Source organism: Pseudomonas sp. MM227, from assembly GCF_947090715.1.
GTDB classification, from domain to species: Bacteria; Pseudomonadota; Gammaproteobacteria; order Pseudomonadales; family Pseudomonadaceae; genus Aquipseudomonas; species Aquipseudomonas baltica.
Genome location: NZ_OX352319.1, coordinates 1,581,201 through 1,594,323, shown reverse-complemented (window position 1 = coordinate 1,594,323; position 13,123 = coordinate 1,581,201). Strand labels below are relative to the sequence as shown.

General features: G+C 64.3%; 12 protein-coding genes. 9 read left to right on the top strand and 3 right to left on the bottom strand.

Annotated features, from left to right (window positions below):
* The first annotated feature begins 145 nt into the window (after window positions 1-145).
* The gene (gene proP / locus ONG87_RS07275; RefSeq protein ID WP_264382527.1) at window positions 146-1,648 is read left to right on the top strand and encodes a glycine betaine/L-proline transporter ProP; all 1,503 of its coding nucleotides are present in this window, start codon (window positions 146-148) and stop codon (window positions 1,646-1,648) included.
* Between the two features lie 38 nt (window positions 1,649-1,686).
* Here the strand turns inward: proP and mnmH are convergent, their stop codons facing one another.
* Window positions 1,687-2,784, bottom strand: a complete 1,098-nt coding sequence (gene mnmH, locus ONG87_RS07270) for a tRNA 2-selenouridine(34) synthase MnmH (protein ID WP_264382526.1) — start codon at window positions 2,782-2,784, stop codon at window positions 1,687-1,689.
* Window positions 2,784-3,818, bottom strand: a complete 1,035-nt coding sequence (gene selD / locus ONG87_RS07265; RefSeq protein ID WP_122478980.1) for a selenide, water dikinase SelD — start codon at window positions 3,816-3,818, stop codon at window positions 2,784-2,786. The genes mnmH and selD overlap by 1 nt, the downstream gene beginning before the upstream one ends.
* 145 nt (window positions 3,819-3,963) lie before the next feature.
* Between selD and ONG87_RS07260 the strand changes: the two genes are divergently transcribed.
* The 8 genes from ONG87_RS07260 to ONG87_RS07225 all read left to right on the top strand — a co-directional run bounded on the left by ONG87_RS07260 (window position 3,964) and on the right by ONG87_RS07225 (window position 11,084).
* Window positions 3,964-4,815, top strand: coding sequence for a putative selenate ABC transporter substrate-binding protein (locus tag ONG87_RS07260; RefSeq protein ID WP_122478983.1), 852 nt, complete (start codon window positions 3,964-3,966; stop codon window positions 4,813-4,815).
* Entirely contained in the window at window positions 4,812-5,609 is a 798-nt protein-coding gene (locus tag ONG87_RS07255; protein WP_264382525.1) for a phosphonate ABC transporter ATP-binding protein, read from the top strand. The genes ONG87_RS07260 and ONG87_RS07255 overlap by 4 nt, the downstream gene beginning before the upstream one ends.
* The gene (locus ONG87_RS07250; RefSeq protein ID WP_192054049.1) at window positions 5,603-6,430 is read left to right on the top strand and encodes an ABC transporter permease; all 828 of its coding nucleotides are present in this window, start codon (window positions 5,603-5,605) and stop codon (window positions 6,428-6,430) included. The genes ONG87_RS07255 and ONG87_RS07250 overlap by 7 nt, the downstream gene beginning before the upstream one ends.
* Window positions 6,427-7,194 carry a phosphonate ABC transporter, permease protein PhnE gene (gene phnE / locus ONG87_RS07245; protein ID WP_192057460.1) on the top strand — a complete coding sequence of 256 codons (768 nt, stop codon included), beginning with the start codon at window positions 6,427-6,429 and terminating at the stop codon, window positions 7,192-7,194. The genes ONG87_RS07250 and phnE overlap by 4 nt, the downstream gene beginning before the upstream one ends.
* A 145-nt stretch (window positions 7,195-7,339) precedes the next feature.
* Complete coding sequence (locus ONG87_RS07240; protein ID WP_192049466.1) at window positions 7,340-8,185, top strand: NAD(P)-dependent oxidoreductase; 846 nt, start codon at window positions 7,340-7,342, stop codon at window positions 8,183-8,185.
* A 42-nt stretch (window positions 8,186-8,227) separates the two neighbouring features.
* Window positions 8,228-9,211, top strand: coding sequence for a TRAP transporter substrate-binding protein (locus tag ONG87_RS07235; protein WP_185793782.1), 984 nt, complete (start codon window positions 8,228-8,230; stop codon window positions 9,209-9,211).
* A 64-nt stretch (window positions 9,212-9,275) separates the two neighbouring features.
* Entirely contained in the window at window positions 9,276-9,803 is a 528-nt protein-coding gene (locus ONG87_RS07230) for a TRAP transporter small permease (protein ID WP_192049469.1), read from the top strand.
* Window positions 9,804-11,084 (top strand): TRAP transporter large permease, encoded by a 1,281-nt coding sequence (locus tag ONG87_RS07225; protein WP_122478995.1) that lies wholly within the window; start codon window positions 9,804-9,806, stop codon window positions 11,082-11,084.
* A gap of 855 nt (window positions 11,085-11,939) precedes the next feature.
* Here ONG87_RS07225 and galE read toward each other — a convergent pair.
* Complete coding sequence (gene galE / locus ONG87_RS07220) at window positions 11,940-13,028, bottom strand: UDP-glucose 4-epimerase GalE (RefSeq protein WP_264382524.1); 1,089 nt, start codon at window positions 13,026-13,028, stop codon at window positions 11,940-11,942.
* Window positions 13,029-13,123 lie beyond the last annotated feature (95 nt).

Genomic DNA, 13,123 nt, shown 5'->3' with positions numbered 1-13,123 from the left:
TCTCCGTCTTGGGCGATCTGTCGCTCCCATGGGTACGCTGGCGCCCGGACAACCGCTGCGATACTAAATCGCCGTCATCAGTGAATTATTTAGTGTCATTTTGTATCTCATGGGGACAAGCCGCTTTGACACAAGAGAAACACCCATGAAATCTCGCAGAAAAACCGTCAACCCGATCGGGTTGAACGACATCACCATCGTCGACGACGTCAAGATGCGCAAGGCGATCACCGCCGCCGCGCTTGGCAACGCCATGGAATGGTTCGACTTCGGCGTCTACGGCTTCGTGGCCTACGCCTTGGGCAAAGTGTTCTTCCCGGACGTCGATCCCAGTGTGCAGATGATCGCGGCCTTGGCCACCTTCTCGGTACCCTTCCTGATTCGCCCGCTGGGCGGCCTGTTCTTCGGCGCCCTGGGCGACAAGTACGGACGGCAGAAAGTCCTGGCTGCCACCATCGTGATCATGTCGTTGAGTACGTTCGCGATCGGCTTGATTCCGTCCTATGCCTCCATCGGCATCTGGGCGCCCATCCTGCTGCTGCTGGCGAAGATGGCCCAGGGCTTCTCGGTGGGCGGTGAATACACCGGCGCCTCGATCTTCGTGGCCGAGTACGCTCCGGACCGCAAACGCGGCTTCCTCGGCAGCTGGCTGGACTTCGGCTCGATTGCCGGTTTCGTGCTCGGTGCAGGCGTGGTGGTGGGCATCTCCGCAGTGATCGGCGAAGAGAAGTTCCTTGACTGGGGTTGGCGCGTGCCGTTCTTCCTGGCCCTGCCGCTGGGCATGATCGGCCTCTACCTGCGCCACGCGCTGGAAGAAACCCCGGCCTTCCAGCAGCACGTCGAAAAGCTCGAACAAGGCGACCGCGAAGGCCTGGCCGGCGGCCCCAAGGTATCGTTCAAGGAAGTGGCAACCAAGCACTGGCGCAGCCTGCTGACCTGCATCGGCATCGTCGCGGTGACCAACGTCACCTACTACATGCTGCTCACCTACATGCCCAGCTACCTGTCGCACAACCTGCACTACAGCGAAAGCCATGGCGTGCTGATCATCATCGCGATCATGGTCGGCATGCTGTTCGCCCAACCGCTGATCGGCTTCGCCAGCGACAAGTTCGGCCGCAAGCCTTTCATTCTGTTCGGCAGCATCGGCCTGTTCATCCTGGCCATCCCGGCCTTCATGCTGATCAACAGTGGCCAGATCGGTTGGATCTTCGCCGGGCTGCTGATGCTGGCCGTGGTGCTTAACTTCTTCATCGGCGTCATGGCTTCGACCTTGCCGGCGATGTTCCCCACGCACATCCGCTACAGCGCCCTGGCCAGTGCATTCAACGTATCAGTACTGATTGCCGGCCTGACACCGACGGCCGTGGCCTGGCTGGTGGAAAGCACCGACGACCTGTACATGCCTGCCTATTACCTGATGGTGTTCGCCGTGGTCGGCTTCATCACCGCCATCACCATGAAGGAGACGGCCAACAAGCCGTTGCGCGGCGCTGCGCCAGCGGCCTCGGACATCGCCGAAGCCCGAGAACTGCTGGTCGAGCACCACGATAACATCGAGCAGAAGATCGAGGACATCGACAGCGAGATCGCCGCGCTGCAAGCCAAGCGCGAAGTGCTGGTGCAACAGCACCCGCGGATCAACTGAGCCAAGGCTGGCCAGGCTGAAGGCTGCACTCGCCGTCTTCAGCCCCTGGCCAGACGCTCGCGCAGGTAGTCGACCACGGCTGCCTGATCGCCAGCGAACTCGATGCGCGCCGCCTTGCTCTCGCGTTGATAGGCGTACATTGGGTCGTAGTACTCGTGCAGCAGGCCTTCGATCCAGCCGCGGTGCAGGTCGACCAGGCCATAGCGCCGCTGCTCTTCCAGCGCGGCCTGCATCAGCCCCTGCAGGCGTTGATGGCGCTCGCCGCCCAGACGCTTGTGGATGCGGTCCAGACTCTGCAGCAGACGCTCGGCAAACAGCGCTTCACCGCGCTCGCCGTACAACCCGACGAAGTCTGCGCACAGGTCTACCACGTAGTCGCGCAGGATACGCTTGACGCGATTCTGGAAGCTGTCTTCCAGCCAAACCAATGGATACGCCTGCATGCCCTGATGCAGGCTCAACGGCACGTTGCAACTGCCCACCAGGCGGCTTTCGTCCTCGAGCACGAACTGCTCGATGCCGGCAGCCCGCTTCTTCAACACGTCGATCGCCAGGCTGTTCTCGAAATCGATCTGCGCAGGCTGCCCGGTCGCACGCTTGCCGAAGCTGGAGCCGCGGTGGTTGGCATGGCCTTCCAGGTCCAGGGCGTTGCTCAATTGCGCCAGTACGTCGGTCTTGCCGGTGCCGGTCATGCCGCCCAGCACGACGAACTGGCACTGTTCGACGGCTTGTTCCAGGGTGTCGAGCAGAAAGCTGCGCATGGCCTTGTAGCCGCCCAGTACCCGCGGGTACTCGACGCCTGCCTCGCGCAGCCAGCGCTGCACCGTCTGCGAGCGCAGGCCGCCGCGGAAGCAATACAGATAGCCCTCGGGATTGGCCTTGGCGAATGCCACCCAGGCTTCGACCCGGCGTGCCTTGATCTCGCCGGACACCAGGCGGTGCCCCAACTCGATGGCGGCTTCCTGGCCGTGCTGCTTGTAGCAGGTACCGACTTTCTGCCGTTCCAGGTCGTCCATCAACGGCAGGTTGTGCACCCCGGGAAATGCACCCTTGTCGAATTCGACCGGCGCGCGCGCGTCCATCATCGCTACCTCGCCGAGGAACAACGCGCGGTAGTCGCTGCTGTCTTCGCGCATCAGAACACCTCGACAGCGTGGGGCTGGCGCTCGATCAAGGTGCCGATGGGCGCCAGGTGCAGACCCAGTTCGGCGGCCAGCGCGACGAACTCGGCTTCGCCGGCAGCGCTGACGGCTACCAGCAGGCCGCCGCTGGTCTGCGGATCGCAGAGCAGGTCACGCTGCTCGTCGCTCAACGCGGCGATGCGTTCGCCGTAGCTGTCGAAGTTGCGCTGGGTGCCGCCCGGCACGCAGCCCTCGCGCAGGTAGTGGTCGATGCCGGGCAGGCGCGGCACCGCGGCGTATTCCAGGCGTGCGGTCAGTTGGGCACCGTCGGCCATTTCGACCAGGTGCCCGAGCAGGCCGAAACCGGTGACGTCGGTCATCGCGGTGACCTCGCGCAGCTTGCCGAAGCGGCTGCCGGGCTTGTTCAGCGTGCACATCCAGTCGCGGGCCACGCCCACGTCTTCTTCACGTAGCCGGGATTTCTTCTCCGCCGTGGTGAGAATGCCGATGCCCAGCGGCTTGGTCAGATACAGGCGGTCGCCGACCTGGGCGGTGTCGTTGCGTTTCATGTGGCGCTTGTCGACCAGACCGGTCACCGCCAGGCCGAAGATGGGTTCGGGAGCGTCGATCGAATGGCCACCGGCCAAGGGAATGCCGGCAGCATCGCACACCGCCCGACCGCCGCGGATCACCTCGCGGGCAACTTCCGGGGGCAGCAGGTTGACCGGCCAGCCGAGAATGGCGATGGCCATCAACGGATCGCCGCCCATGGCATAGATGTCGCTGATGGCATTGGTAGCGGCAATGCGCCCGAAATCGAAGGGGTCATCGACGATGGGCATGAAGAAATCGGTGGTCGACACCACACCGCGCTCGTCGTCGATGGCATACACCGCGGCATCGTCGCGCGAAGCATTGCCGACCCACAGCTTCGGGTCCAGGTTCTGTGCGCCGCTGCCGGCCAGAATCACCTCCAATACCTTGGGCGAAATCTTGCAGCCGCAACCGGCTCCATGGCTGTACTGGGTCAAACGGATAGGCGAATTCATGGCAGCATTCTCGACGTCCTGGAATCAGGCTGCGAATTCTATCAAAGCTGGCCTTTCCTGCAGTGACTCTTATAATCGCGCCACCTCGTATCCACGCGTGCCGGGCCTTGCCCGCGCTGCTTGCGTCATCTTTCGGAGACCCACCATGTTCAAGCGCTCCCTGTCACTGGTCGCCGGCCTCGCTCTTTGCGCCAGCGCCGTCACCAGCTTCGCTGCCGATGTCTTGCGGGTTTCGGCCATCCCGGACGAGGCGCCCACCGAACTGCTGCGCAAGTTCAAGCCGCTGGGCGCCTACCTTGAAAAGCAGATCGGCATGAAGGTCGAGTTCGTGCCGGTGGCCGACTACCCTGCCGTGGTCGAGGCGCTGGCGACCGATCGCCTGGACATGGCCTGGCTGGGCGGTTTCACCTTCGTTCAGGTCAACCTGAAGACCGGCAACGCCATTCCCCTGGTACAGCGCGAGCAGGATGCGCAGTTCACCAGCAAGTTCATCACCAGCGACCCGAACGTCAAGTCGCTGGCCGACCTCAAGGGCAAGACCTTCGCCTTCGGTTCGATCTCGTCGACCTCCGGCAGCCTGATGCCGCGCTACTTCATGCTGCAGGACAACATCAAGCCGGAAACCTACTTCAGCCGGGTTGCCTACTCCGGCGCCCATGACGCCACCGCGGCGTGGGTACAGGCGGGCAAGGTCGACGCCGGCGTGCTCAATGCCAGCGTGTGGGACAAGCTGGTCAACAGCGGCAAGGTAGATACCAGCAAGGTCAAGGTGTTCGCCACCACGCCGACCTACTTCGACTACAACTGGACCGTGCGCGGTACCCTGGACCCGGCCCTGGCAGAAAAGATCAAACAGGCCTTCCTCGCCCTCGACCCGGCCAAGCCCGACGACAAGGCCATTCTCGACCTGCAGGCGGCCAGCCGCTTCATCGCCACCAAGCCTGAGAACTACAAGGGTATCGAGGACGCCGCTCGCGCTGCCGACCTGTTGAAATGACCCTGCGGCTGTCGGCCATTGACCTGCGCCACCGTAACGGTGTGCAGGCCCTGCGCGATGTGAACCTGAGCATCGAGCCCGGCGAGCGCGTGGCAATCATCGGCCCTTCGGGCGCCGGCAAGTCCAGCCTGCTCAACGTGCTGGCAACCGCTCTGCCGCCCAGCGCCGGTGAGCTGCAGGTGCTGGGCATGCAGCCCTGGCGCCTCGGCAGTCGCGCGCGCCAGCGTCTGCGCGCACGTATCGCGCTGATCCATCAGGCCCCGCCGCTGCCGCCGCGGCAACGGGTGGTGACTGCCGTGCTGGCCGGCAAGCTGGGGCAATGGGGGCTGGGCAAGAGCCTGCTCAACCTGCTGCACCCGGTGGACATCGACGGGGCCCGCGCGCTGCTGGCGCGGTTGGACCTGGACGACAAGTTGTTCGCCCAGTGCCAGCAATTGTCCGGCGGCCAGTTGCAGCGTGTCGGCATCGCCCGCGCCCTGTACCAGGCGCCGGAGCTGTTGCTGGCCGACGAGCCCGTCTCGGCGATGGACCCACGGCTGGCCAGGCACACGCTGGACATGCTCTGTCAGCACGCCAGCGAACAGCACGTCACGCTGGTGGCCAGCCTGCACACGGTGGAGCTGGCGCTGGCCTGCTTCCCACGGATCGTCGGCGTGCGCGACGGCCAGATCGCTTTCGACCTGGAGGCCACGCAGGTCACCGCGCAGCGCCTGGAGGCGTTGTACGCGAACGAACACCTGAGCCGCGTGCAAACGCCGGTCGACACCCCTGCTCACTGGCTGCCGCGATGCTGAAAAGGGACCGACGCGACCCTGCCGCGCTGCCGCGCCTTCTGCTTGCCGCCCTGGCGGTGCTGTTGTTGTGGCCCGGCATACGCCTGGCCGAGCTCGATCCATGGGTCCTGTTCGACCCGGCCAGCACCCAGTCCATGGGGGCCTTTCTCGCCGACTTCTGGCCGCCCGCGCATGACCCCGCGTTTCTGACGCTGCTGCTGGACGCCACCTTGCAGACCCTGGCCATCGCCACGGCCGGCATGGCCCTGGCGCTGACCTTGGCCATTCCCGCCGGCCTGCTGGCCAGCCGCGCGCTGTCGCTGTCGGCTGCCAACCTCGGCGGCCAACCCGGCTGGGCCGGCACCTGCGTACGCTGGCCGGTGCGTGGCGTGCTGATTTTTCTGCGCAGCGTGCCGGAAATCGTCTGGGCCCTGCTGTTCGTCCGCGCCGTCGGCCTGGGCCCGACGGCCGGCGTGCTGGCCATCGCCATCACCTACGCCGGCATGCTCGGCAAGGTGTATGCCGAGATCTGTGAGTCGGTCGACCAGCGCCCGGCCCAGGCGCTGCTGCGCGCCGGCGCCGGCCGCCTGGCCGCGTTCGCCTATGGCATTCTCCCGGCCGCTGCCGCCGAGCTGACCTCCTACACCGTGTACCGCTGGGAATGCGCCGTGCGCGCCTCGGTGGTGATGGGCTTCGTCGGCGCTGGCGGCCTGGGCCAGCAGATCGACCTGTCGATGCGCATGTTCGCCTCGGCCGAGGTGGCCAGCATGCTGCTGACGTTCATCGCCCTGGTGTTGCTCGCGGACCTGCTCAGCCGCCTGCTCAGGGGACGCTTCGCATGAGGCGCCTAAGCAACCTGCTGCTGGTGCTGGCGATGGTGCTGGCGGTGGTCGGCTCCTTCGTCTATCTGGGCCTGGACCTGTTCACCCTGACCAATGTCGACAGCCTGCAGCACATGACCAGCTACGCGGCACGCTTCATGTCGCCTGACCTCAGTGCCACCCACCTGCGCGCGGTGGGCCATGGCGCGCTGGAAACCCTGGCGATGTCGGCGTTGGGCACGCTGCTGGCGGCGCTCGCCGGTCTGCTGCTGGCCATCCCCGCAGCCGGGCGCCTGGGCTGGCTGGCGCAAGGCGTGACGAAACTGGTGCTCAATGCCCTGCGGGCCATTCCCGAACTGGTCTGGGCGGTGTTGATGGTGCTCGCCGCAGGCCTGGGGCCGAATGCCGGCACCCTGGCCCTGGCGCTGCACACCGCCGGGGTCCTCGGCCGTCTGTTTGCCGAGGCCCTGGAAAACACCCCTGCCGCACCCGCCGCCGCCATCCGCCTGCAGGGCGGCAATGCCTGGCTGGCCTTCTGTTACGGCACCTTGCCCAATCTGTGGCCGCAACTGCTGGCCTACACCCTGTACCGCTGGGAAAACAACATTCGCATGGCCAGCATCCTCGGTTTCGTCGGTGCCGGCGGGCTGGGACAGATGCTCTACGTGAGCCTGAGCCTGTTCCAGGAAGCACGGGCCAGCACGCTCATTCTGGCCATGCTGGCCCTGGTGCTGGCGGTGGATGCCTTGAGCGGCTGGATGCGCCAGCGCTGGATTCGCCTGTAGCCAGGCCGTGCCGACCGCAAGCGGCATTCGACCTTGGTGTATTTCGACATTAGTCGCGTTGACAAGATCGCCGAGAGCTGTCGATAATCCGAAATAAGTCATACGACAACAGATGACAAAATAATAACGATAAAAGGACTCGCTCATGACAGGCACTCACTCCGTCCAGAATCCCTTCGATCGCCTTCTCCTGACCGGCGCCGCCGGCGGTCTGGGGAAGGTGCTGCGAGAAAGTCTGAAACCCTTCGCCCGTACCCTGCGGCTCTCCGATATCGTCCCGCTTCCCGCCTCTACCGATACAGCTACTCGTTCCGATACCCAGGAAGAATTCCAGTTGTGCGATCTCGCCGACAAGCAGGCAGTGCACGAGCTGGTGCAGGGCGTGGACGCCATCGTGCATTTTGGCGGGGTGTCGGTGGAGCACGCGTTCGAAGACATCCTGGGGCCCAATATCTGCGGGGTTTTCCACATCTACGAAGCCGCACGCCGGCATGGCGTCAAACGCGTGGTATTCGCCAGCTCCAACCACGTTATCGGTTTCTACAAGCAGGACCAGACCATCGACGCCCATTCGCCCCGGCGTCCGGACAGCTATTACGGCCTGTCCAAGTCCTACGGCGAAGACCTGGCAACGTTCTACTTCGATCGCTACGGCATCGAAACCGTCAGCATCCGCATCGGCTCTTCGTTTCCCGAGCCAGCCAATCGCCGAATGATGAGCACCTGGCTCAGTTTCGACGACCTGACCCGCCTCATCGAGCTGAGTCTGTTCACCCCGGACGTCGGCCACACGGTGGTGTATGGCGCCTCGGCCAACCGCGATCTGTGGTGGGACAACCGTTTTGCCGCGCACCTGGGCTTCACACCCAAGGACAGCTCGGAAGTGTTCCGCGACAAGATCGAAGCTCAGCCGATGCCTGCCGCCGACGACCCGGCGAGGGTCTATCAGGGCGGCGCCTTCGTGGCCGCCGGGCCGTTTGGCGACAACTGAATCCTTTGCGACTTTAAAACAACAACAACGCTGGAGTTATCCATGGATTTCAAACGCACGTTACTCGTAGCCGCTCTCCCGCTCGCCTTCTGCCTGTCCGGGCTGGCGCAGGCCGAGATCAAGATCAAGTTCGCCGAAGTGCACCCGGCCGGCTACCCGCCGGTGGTGGCCGAGCAGGCCATGGGCAAGAAACTCGAAGAGCAGAGCAAGGGCGAGATCAGCTTCAAGATGTTCGCAGGCGGTGTACTGGGTTCCGAGAAGGAAGTGGTCGAGCAGGTGCAGAGCAACGCGGTGCAGATGACCCGCGTCAGCCTGGGCATCGTCGGCCCGGTAGTACCGGACGTGAACGTGTTCAACCTGCCGTTCATTTTCCGCGACCAAGCCCACATGCGCAGCATCATCGACGGCGAGATCGGTCAGGAGATTCTCGACAAGATCACCAACTCCGAATTCAACCTGGTCGCGCTGGGCTGGATGGATGGCGGTACGCGCAACCTCTACACCAAGAAGCCGGTACGGCAGATCAGTGACCTCAAGGGCATGAAGATCCGCGTGCAAGGCAACCCGGTGTTCATCGACACCATCAACCAGATGGGCGGCAACGGCATCGCCATGGCCACCGGCGAGATCTTCAGCGCCCTGCAGACCGGCGTGATCGACGGCGCCGAGAACAACCCGCCGACCATGCTCGAACACAACCACTACCAGAACGCCAAGTTCTACACGCTCACTGAACACCTGATCCTGCCCGAGCCGATCGTGATGTCGAAGATCACCTGGAACAAGCTCAACCCCGAGCAACAGGCGCTGGTGAAAAAGCTCTCTCGCGAAGCACAAATGGAAGAGCGCGTGCTGTGGGACAAGAAATCCAGCGAAGCCGAAGCCAAGCTCAAGGCCGGTGGCGTAGAGTTCATCACCCTCACGCCCGAGCAGAAGAAAGCCTTCTACGATGCGACCCAGCCAGTGCGCGACAAGTACGGCGCGCCGTACAAAGAGCTGATCACCCGCATCGAAGCCGTCAAGTAAGTCTGTCCGTCAACACCACGGGGGACCGGGCATGTGCCCGCTCCCCCGCCGCTGGGTGAGCCTCATGAAAAACACTGTGCTGCGTTTCAACGACCTGCTTTACCGGGTGTGCATCGGGATCGCCGGCTTGTCGGTCCTGACCATGACCCTGATCATTCCATGGGGCATCTTTACCCGCTACGCACTGGGCAGCGGTTCCAGTTGGCCGGAGCCGGTGGCAATCCTGCTGATGGTGGTCTTCACCTTCTTCGGCGCCGCCGCCAGCTACCGCGCCGGCGCACACATGGCGGTAGCCATGGCCGTGGACCGCATGCCGGCGCAGATTCGCCGAGTGGCGGCATTCGCGGTTCAGCTCCTGATGGCGGTGGTCGCGCTGTTCATGATCTTCAAGGGCTTCAAGCTGTGCGCCAACACCTGGAACCAGTACCTGGGTGAAATTCCTTCCATGCGGGTAGGCATTTCCTACCTGCCCATCCCGATCGGCGGCATCGTGACTTTGGTATTCATCCTCGAGAAGCTGTTCCTGGGTGACCAGAGCCACCGCGCCGTGATGCGGTTCGACGTCGTAGAAGCCAGTGAAGGTGCCGCGTAAATGGATGCTCTCATACTGTTGGGCAGCTTCATCGCCTTGATCCTGGTGGGCATGCCGGTGGCCTATGCGCTGGGCCTGTCGGCATTGATAGGTGCCTGGTGGATCGACATCCCGGCCGACGCCCTGATGATCCAGATTGCCGGTGGGGTGAACAAATTCTCGCTGCTGGCCATTCCGTTCTTCGTGCTGGCGGGTGCGATCATGGCCGAAGGCGGCATGTCGCGCCGGCTCGTAGCCTTCGCCGGCGTGCTGGTGGGTTTCGTGCGCGGTGGGTTGTCGCTGGTCAACATCGTCGCTTCGACCTTTTTCGGGGCCATCTCCGGCTCGTCGGTCGCCGATACCGCGTCGGTGGGTTCGGTGTTGATTCCAGAAATGGAACGGGCCGGCTATCCGCGTGATTTCTCCACGGCCGTGACCGTCAGCGGCTCGGTCCAGGCCCTGCTGACGCCACCGAGCCACAACTCGGTGCTGTACTCGCTGGCCGCTGGCGGCTCGGTGTCGATCGCTTCGCTGTTCATGGCCGGGATCATGCCAGGGCTGTTGCTCAGTGCGGTGATGATGGGCTTGTGCATGATCTTTGCGCGCAAGCGCAACTATCCCAAGGGCGAAGTCATTCCGATGCGCCAGGCGCTTAAGATCGCCGGTGAGGCATTGTGGGGAATGATGGCGCTGGTGATCATTCTCGGCGGCATTCTTTCGGGCGTGTTCACCGCGACCGAATCGGCAGCCATCGCCGTGTTGTGGTCGTTCTTCGTGACCATGTTCATCTACCGCGACTACAAGTGGCGCGACCTGCCCAAGCTGATGCACCGGGCGGCGCGGACCATTTCCATCGTGATGATTCTGATCGGTTTCGCTGCCAGCTTCGGCTACATCCTGACGCTGATGGAAATCCCGATGAAGATCACCACGGCGTTCCTGACGCTGTCGGACAACCGCTACGTGATCCTGATGTGCATCAACGTGATGTTGCTGATGCTGGGCACGATCATGGACATGGCGCCGCTGATTCTGATCCTCACACCGATCCTGTTGCCGGTGATCGTCAGCGTGGGTGTGGATCCGGTGCATTTCGGCATGATCATGCTGGTCAACCTGGGCATAGGCCTGATCACACCGCCGGTCGGCGCGGTGCTGTTCGTCGGTGCGGCGGTCGGCAAGGTGACCATCGAAGCCACGGTCAAGGCGCTGCTGCCGTTCTACCTGGCGCTGTTCCTGGTGCTGATGCTGGTCACCTACATTCCGGCCATCTCCCTCTGGCTGCCGAGCGTGGTGTTGTAAATACAAGTGTTGCGGGGTGTCCAACACCCCGCAGCGACCGATGCACTGAAATCCCTCTAGCAGCGGCGCAAGCCGCGTCGGTGGTCACGCACATCTCCCCACACCCCCGCAGCCCCTGTAGCAGCGGCGCAAGCCGCGTCGGCGGTCACGCACATCTCCCTACACCACCGCAGCCCCCTGTAGCAGCGGCGCAAGCCGCGTCGGCGGTGCATGCTATCCGACTGTCACATCGCGGCGTATCCAGACGCGGCTTGCGCCGCTGCTACAGGGGGACGGAGGTGTTCCTCAAGGGCCTTCGTAGGAGCGGTCCGTGGCCGCGAAGTTGTCGCCGCGGTGTGCCAGACCATCCGCGGTGCCCTTTCGCGGCCGATGACCGCTCCTACGCAGGGTGCTGGCGGCAGTCACGCACATCCCCACACCACCGCAGCCCCTTGTAGCAGCGGCGCAAGCCGCGTCGGCGGTCACGCACACCCCCCCACACCACCGCAGCCCCTGTAGCAGCGGCGCAAGCCGCGTCGGCGGTGCGTGCTATCCGGCTGTCACACGGCGGCGTGTCCGGACGCGGCTTGCGCCGCTGCTACAGGGGGACGGAGGTGTTCCTCAAGGGCCTTCGTAGGAGCGGTCCGTGGCCGCGAAGTTGTCGCCGCGGTGTGCCAGACCATCCGCGGTGCCCTTTCGCGGCCGATGACCGCTCCTACGCAGGGTGCTGGCGGCAGTCACGCACATCCCCCACACCACCGCAGCCCCTTGTAGCAGCGGCGCAAGCCGCGTCGGCGGTCACGCACATCCCCCCACACCATCGCAGCCCCTGTAGCAGCGGCGCGAGCCGCGTCGGCGGTGCATGCTATCCGGCTGTCACACCGCGGCGTATCCGGACGCGGCTTGCGCCGCTGCTACAGGGATCGGGGTAGAGGTTTCGGTTGTATAGACGATGGGCCGGTGTTCCTCTGCCAGGCGGCACTCCCAGCGCCAGGCGTCGCGCAGCATGTCGTCCAGGCTGCGTCGGGCCTGCCAGCCCAGCTCGCGGCGCGCCTTGCCTGGGTCGGCCCAGCACTGCGCCACGTCGCCCGTGCGCCTGGGCTCGAAGGCCAGGGCGATGGGCACTCCGCAGGTGCGGGTGAAAGCATCGACCACCTGCAATACCGAATACCCCCGCCCGGTTCCCAGATTCCAGACGCGCACCCCGCTGCCGCCCAACAATGCCTGCAAAGCCCGCCAGTGCCCTTCGGCCAGGTCCATCACATGCACGTAATCACGAACGCCGGTGCCGTCCGGCGTAGCGTAGTCGTTGCCGAACACCTGCAGCACGTCGCGCCGCCCACTGGCCACCTGCAGCAGGTACGGCAGCAGGTTGTTCGGCACCTGTGCCGGCGCCTCGCCCAGCTCGCCCGATTCATGGGCGCCGATGGGGTTGAAATAGCGCAACAGCCCGACCGACCAGCGCGCATCCGAAGCCGCCAGGCTGAGCATGACGTTCTCCGCCATCAGCTTGGAAAACCCGTACGGGTTGGTCGGCAATCCGGTGGCGCAGGTTTCGTCGATGGGCATCGTGGCGCAGTCGCCATAGACCGTCGCCGAAGAGCTGAAAATCAGCGTGAAGACACCGGCGGCCGCCATCGCCTGGCACAGCGCAATGCTGCCGCCGACATTGCTGTCGTAATAGCGCAACGGCTCGCGCACGCTCTCGCCAACCGCTTTCAAGCCTGCGCAGTGAATCACCGCAGCGATGGGAAAATCCGCGAACAGGGCATCCAGCTGCGCTCGGTTGCGCACGTCGCCGAGTACGAACCGGGCCCGCCGTCCGCCCAGCCGGGCAATACGCTCCAGGCTTGCACGCGAGCTGTTGCAGAGGTTGTCGAAGATCACCACAGTCTGCCCATGAGCAAGCAGTTGCAGCACCACCTGTGCGCCGATGTAACCCGTACCGCCTGTGACCAGAATCATCGCCGTCGCTCCCGTCGCCCGCAGGCGCACCGGTCAAGATCAAGGGATAGCACCTGCGTGATACGACGACGGGATCAGGCCTATGAAACTATGGG

Coding starts and splice junctions, on each gene's coding strand:
- proP (WP_264382527.1), top strand. CDS start 146: ATGAAATCTCGCAGAAAAACCGTCAACCCGATCGGGTTGAACGACATC.
- mnmH (WP_264382526.1), bottom strand. CDS start 2,784: ATGCGCGAAGACAGCAGCGACTACCGCGCGTTGTTCCTCGGCGAGGTA.
- selD (WP_122478980.1), bottom strand. CDS start 3,818: ATGAATTCGCCTATCCGTTTGACCCAGTACAGCCATGGAGCCGGTTGC.
- ONG87_RS07260 (WP_122478983.1), top strand. CDS start 3,964: ATGTTCAAGCGCTCCCTGTCACTGGTCGCCGGCCTCGCTCTTTGCGCC.
- ONG87_RS07255 (WP_264382525.1), top strand. CDS start 4,812: ATGACCCTGCGGCTGTCGGCCATTGACCTGCGCCACCGTAACGGTGTG.
- ONG87_RS07250 (WP_192054049.1), top strand. CDS start 5,603: ATGCTGAAAAGGGACCGACGCGACCCTGCCGCGCTGCCGCGCCTTCTG.
- phnE (WP_192057460.1), top strand. CDS start 6,427: ATGAGGCGCCTAAGCAACCTGCTGCTGGTGCTGGCGATGGTGCTGGCG.
- ONG87_RS07240 (WP_192049466.1), top strand. CDS start 7,340: ATGACAGGCACTCACTCCGTCCAGAATCCCTTCGATCGCCTTCTCCTG.
- ONG87_RS07235 (WP_185793782.1), top strand. CDS start 8,228: ATGGATTTCAAACGCACGTTACTCGTAGCCGCTCTCCCGCTCGCCTTC.
- ONG87_RS07230 (WP_192049469.1), top strand. CDS start 9,276: ATGAAAAACACTGTGCTGCGTTTCAACGACCTGCTTTACCGGGTGTGC.
- ONG87_RS07225 (WP_122478995.1), top strand. CDS start 9,804: ATGGATGCTCTCATACTGTTGGGCAGCTTCATCGCCTTGATCCTGGTG.
- galE (WP_264382524.1), bottom strand. CDS start 13,028: ATGATTCTGGTCACAGGCGGTACGGGTTACATCGGCGCACAGGTGGTG.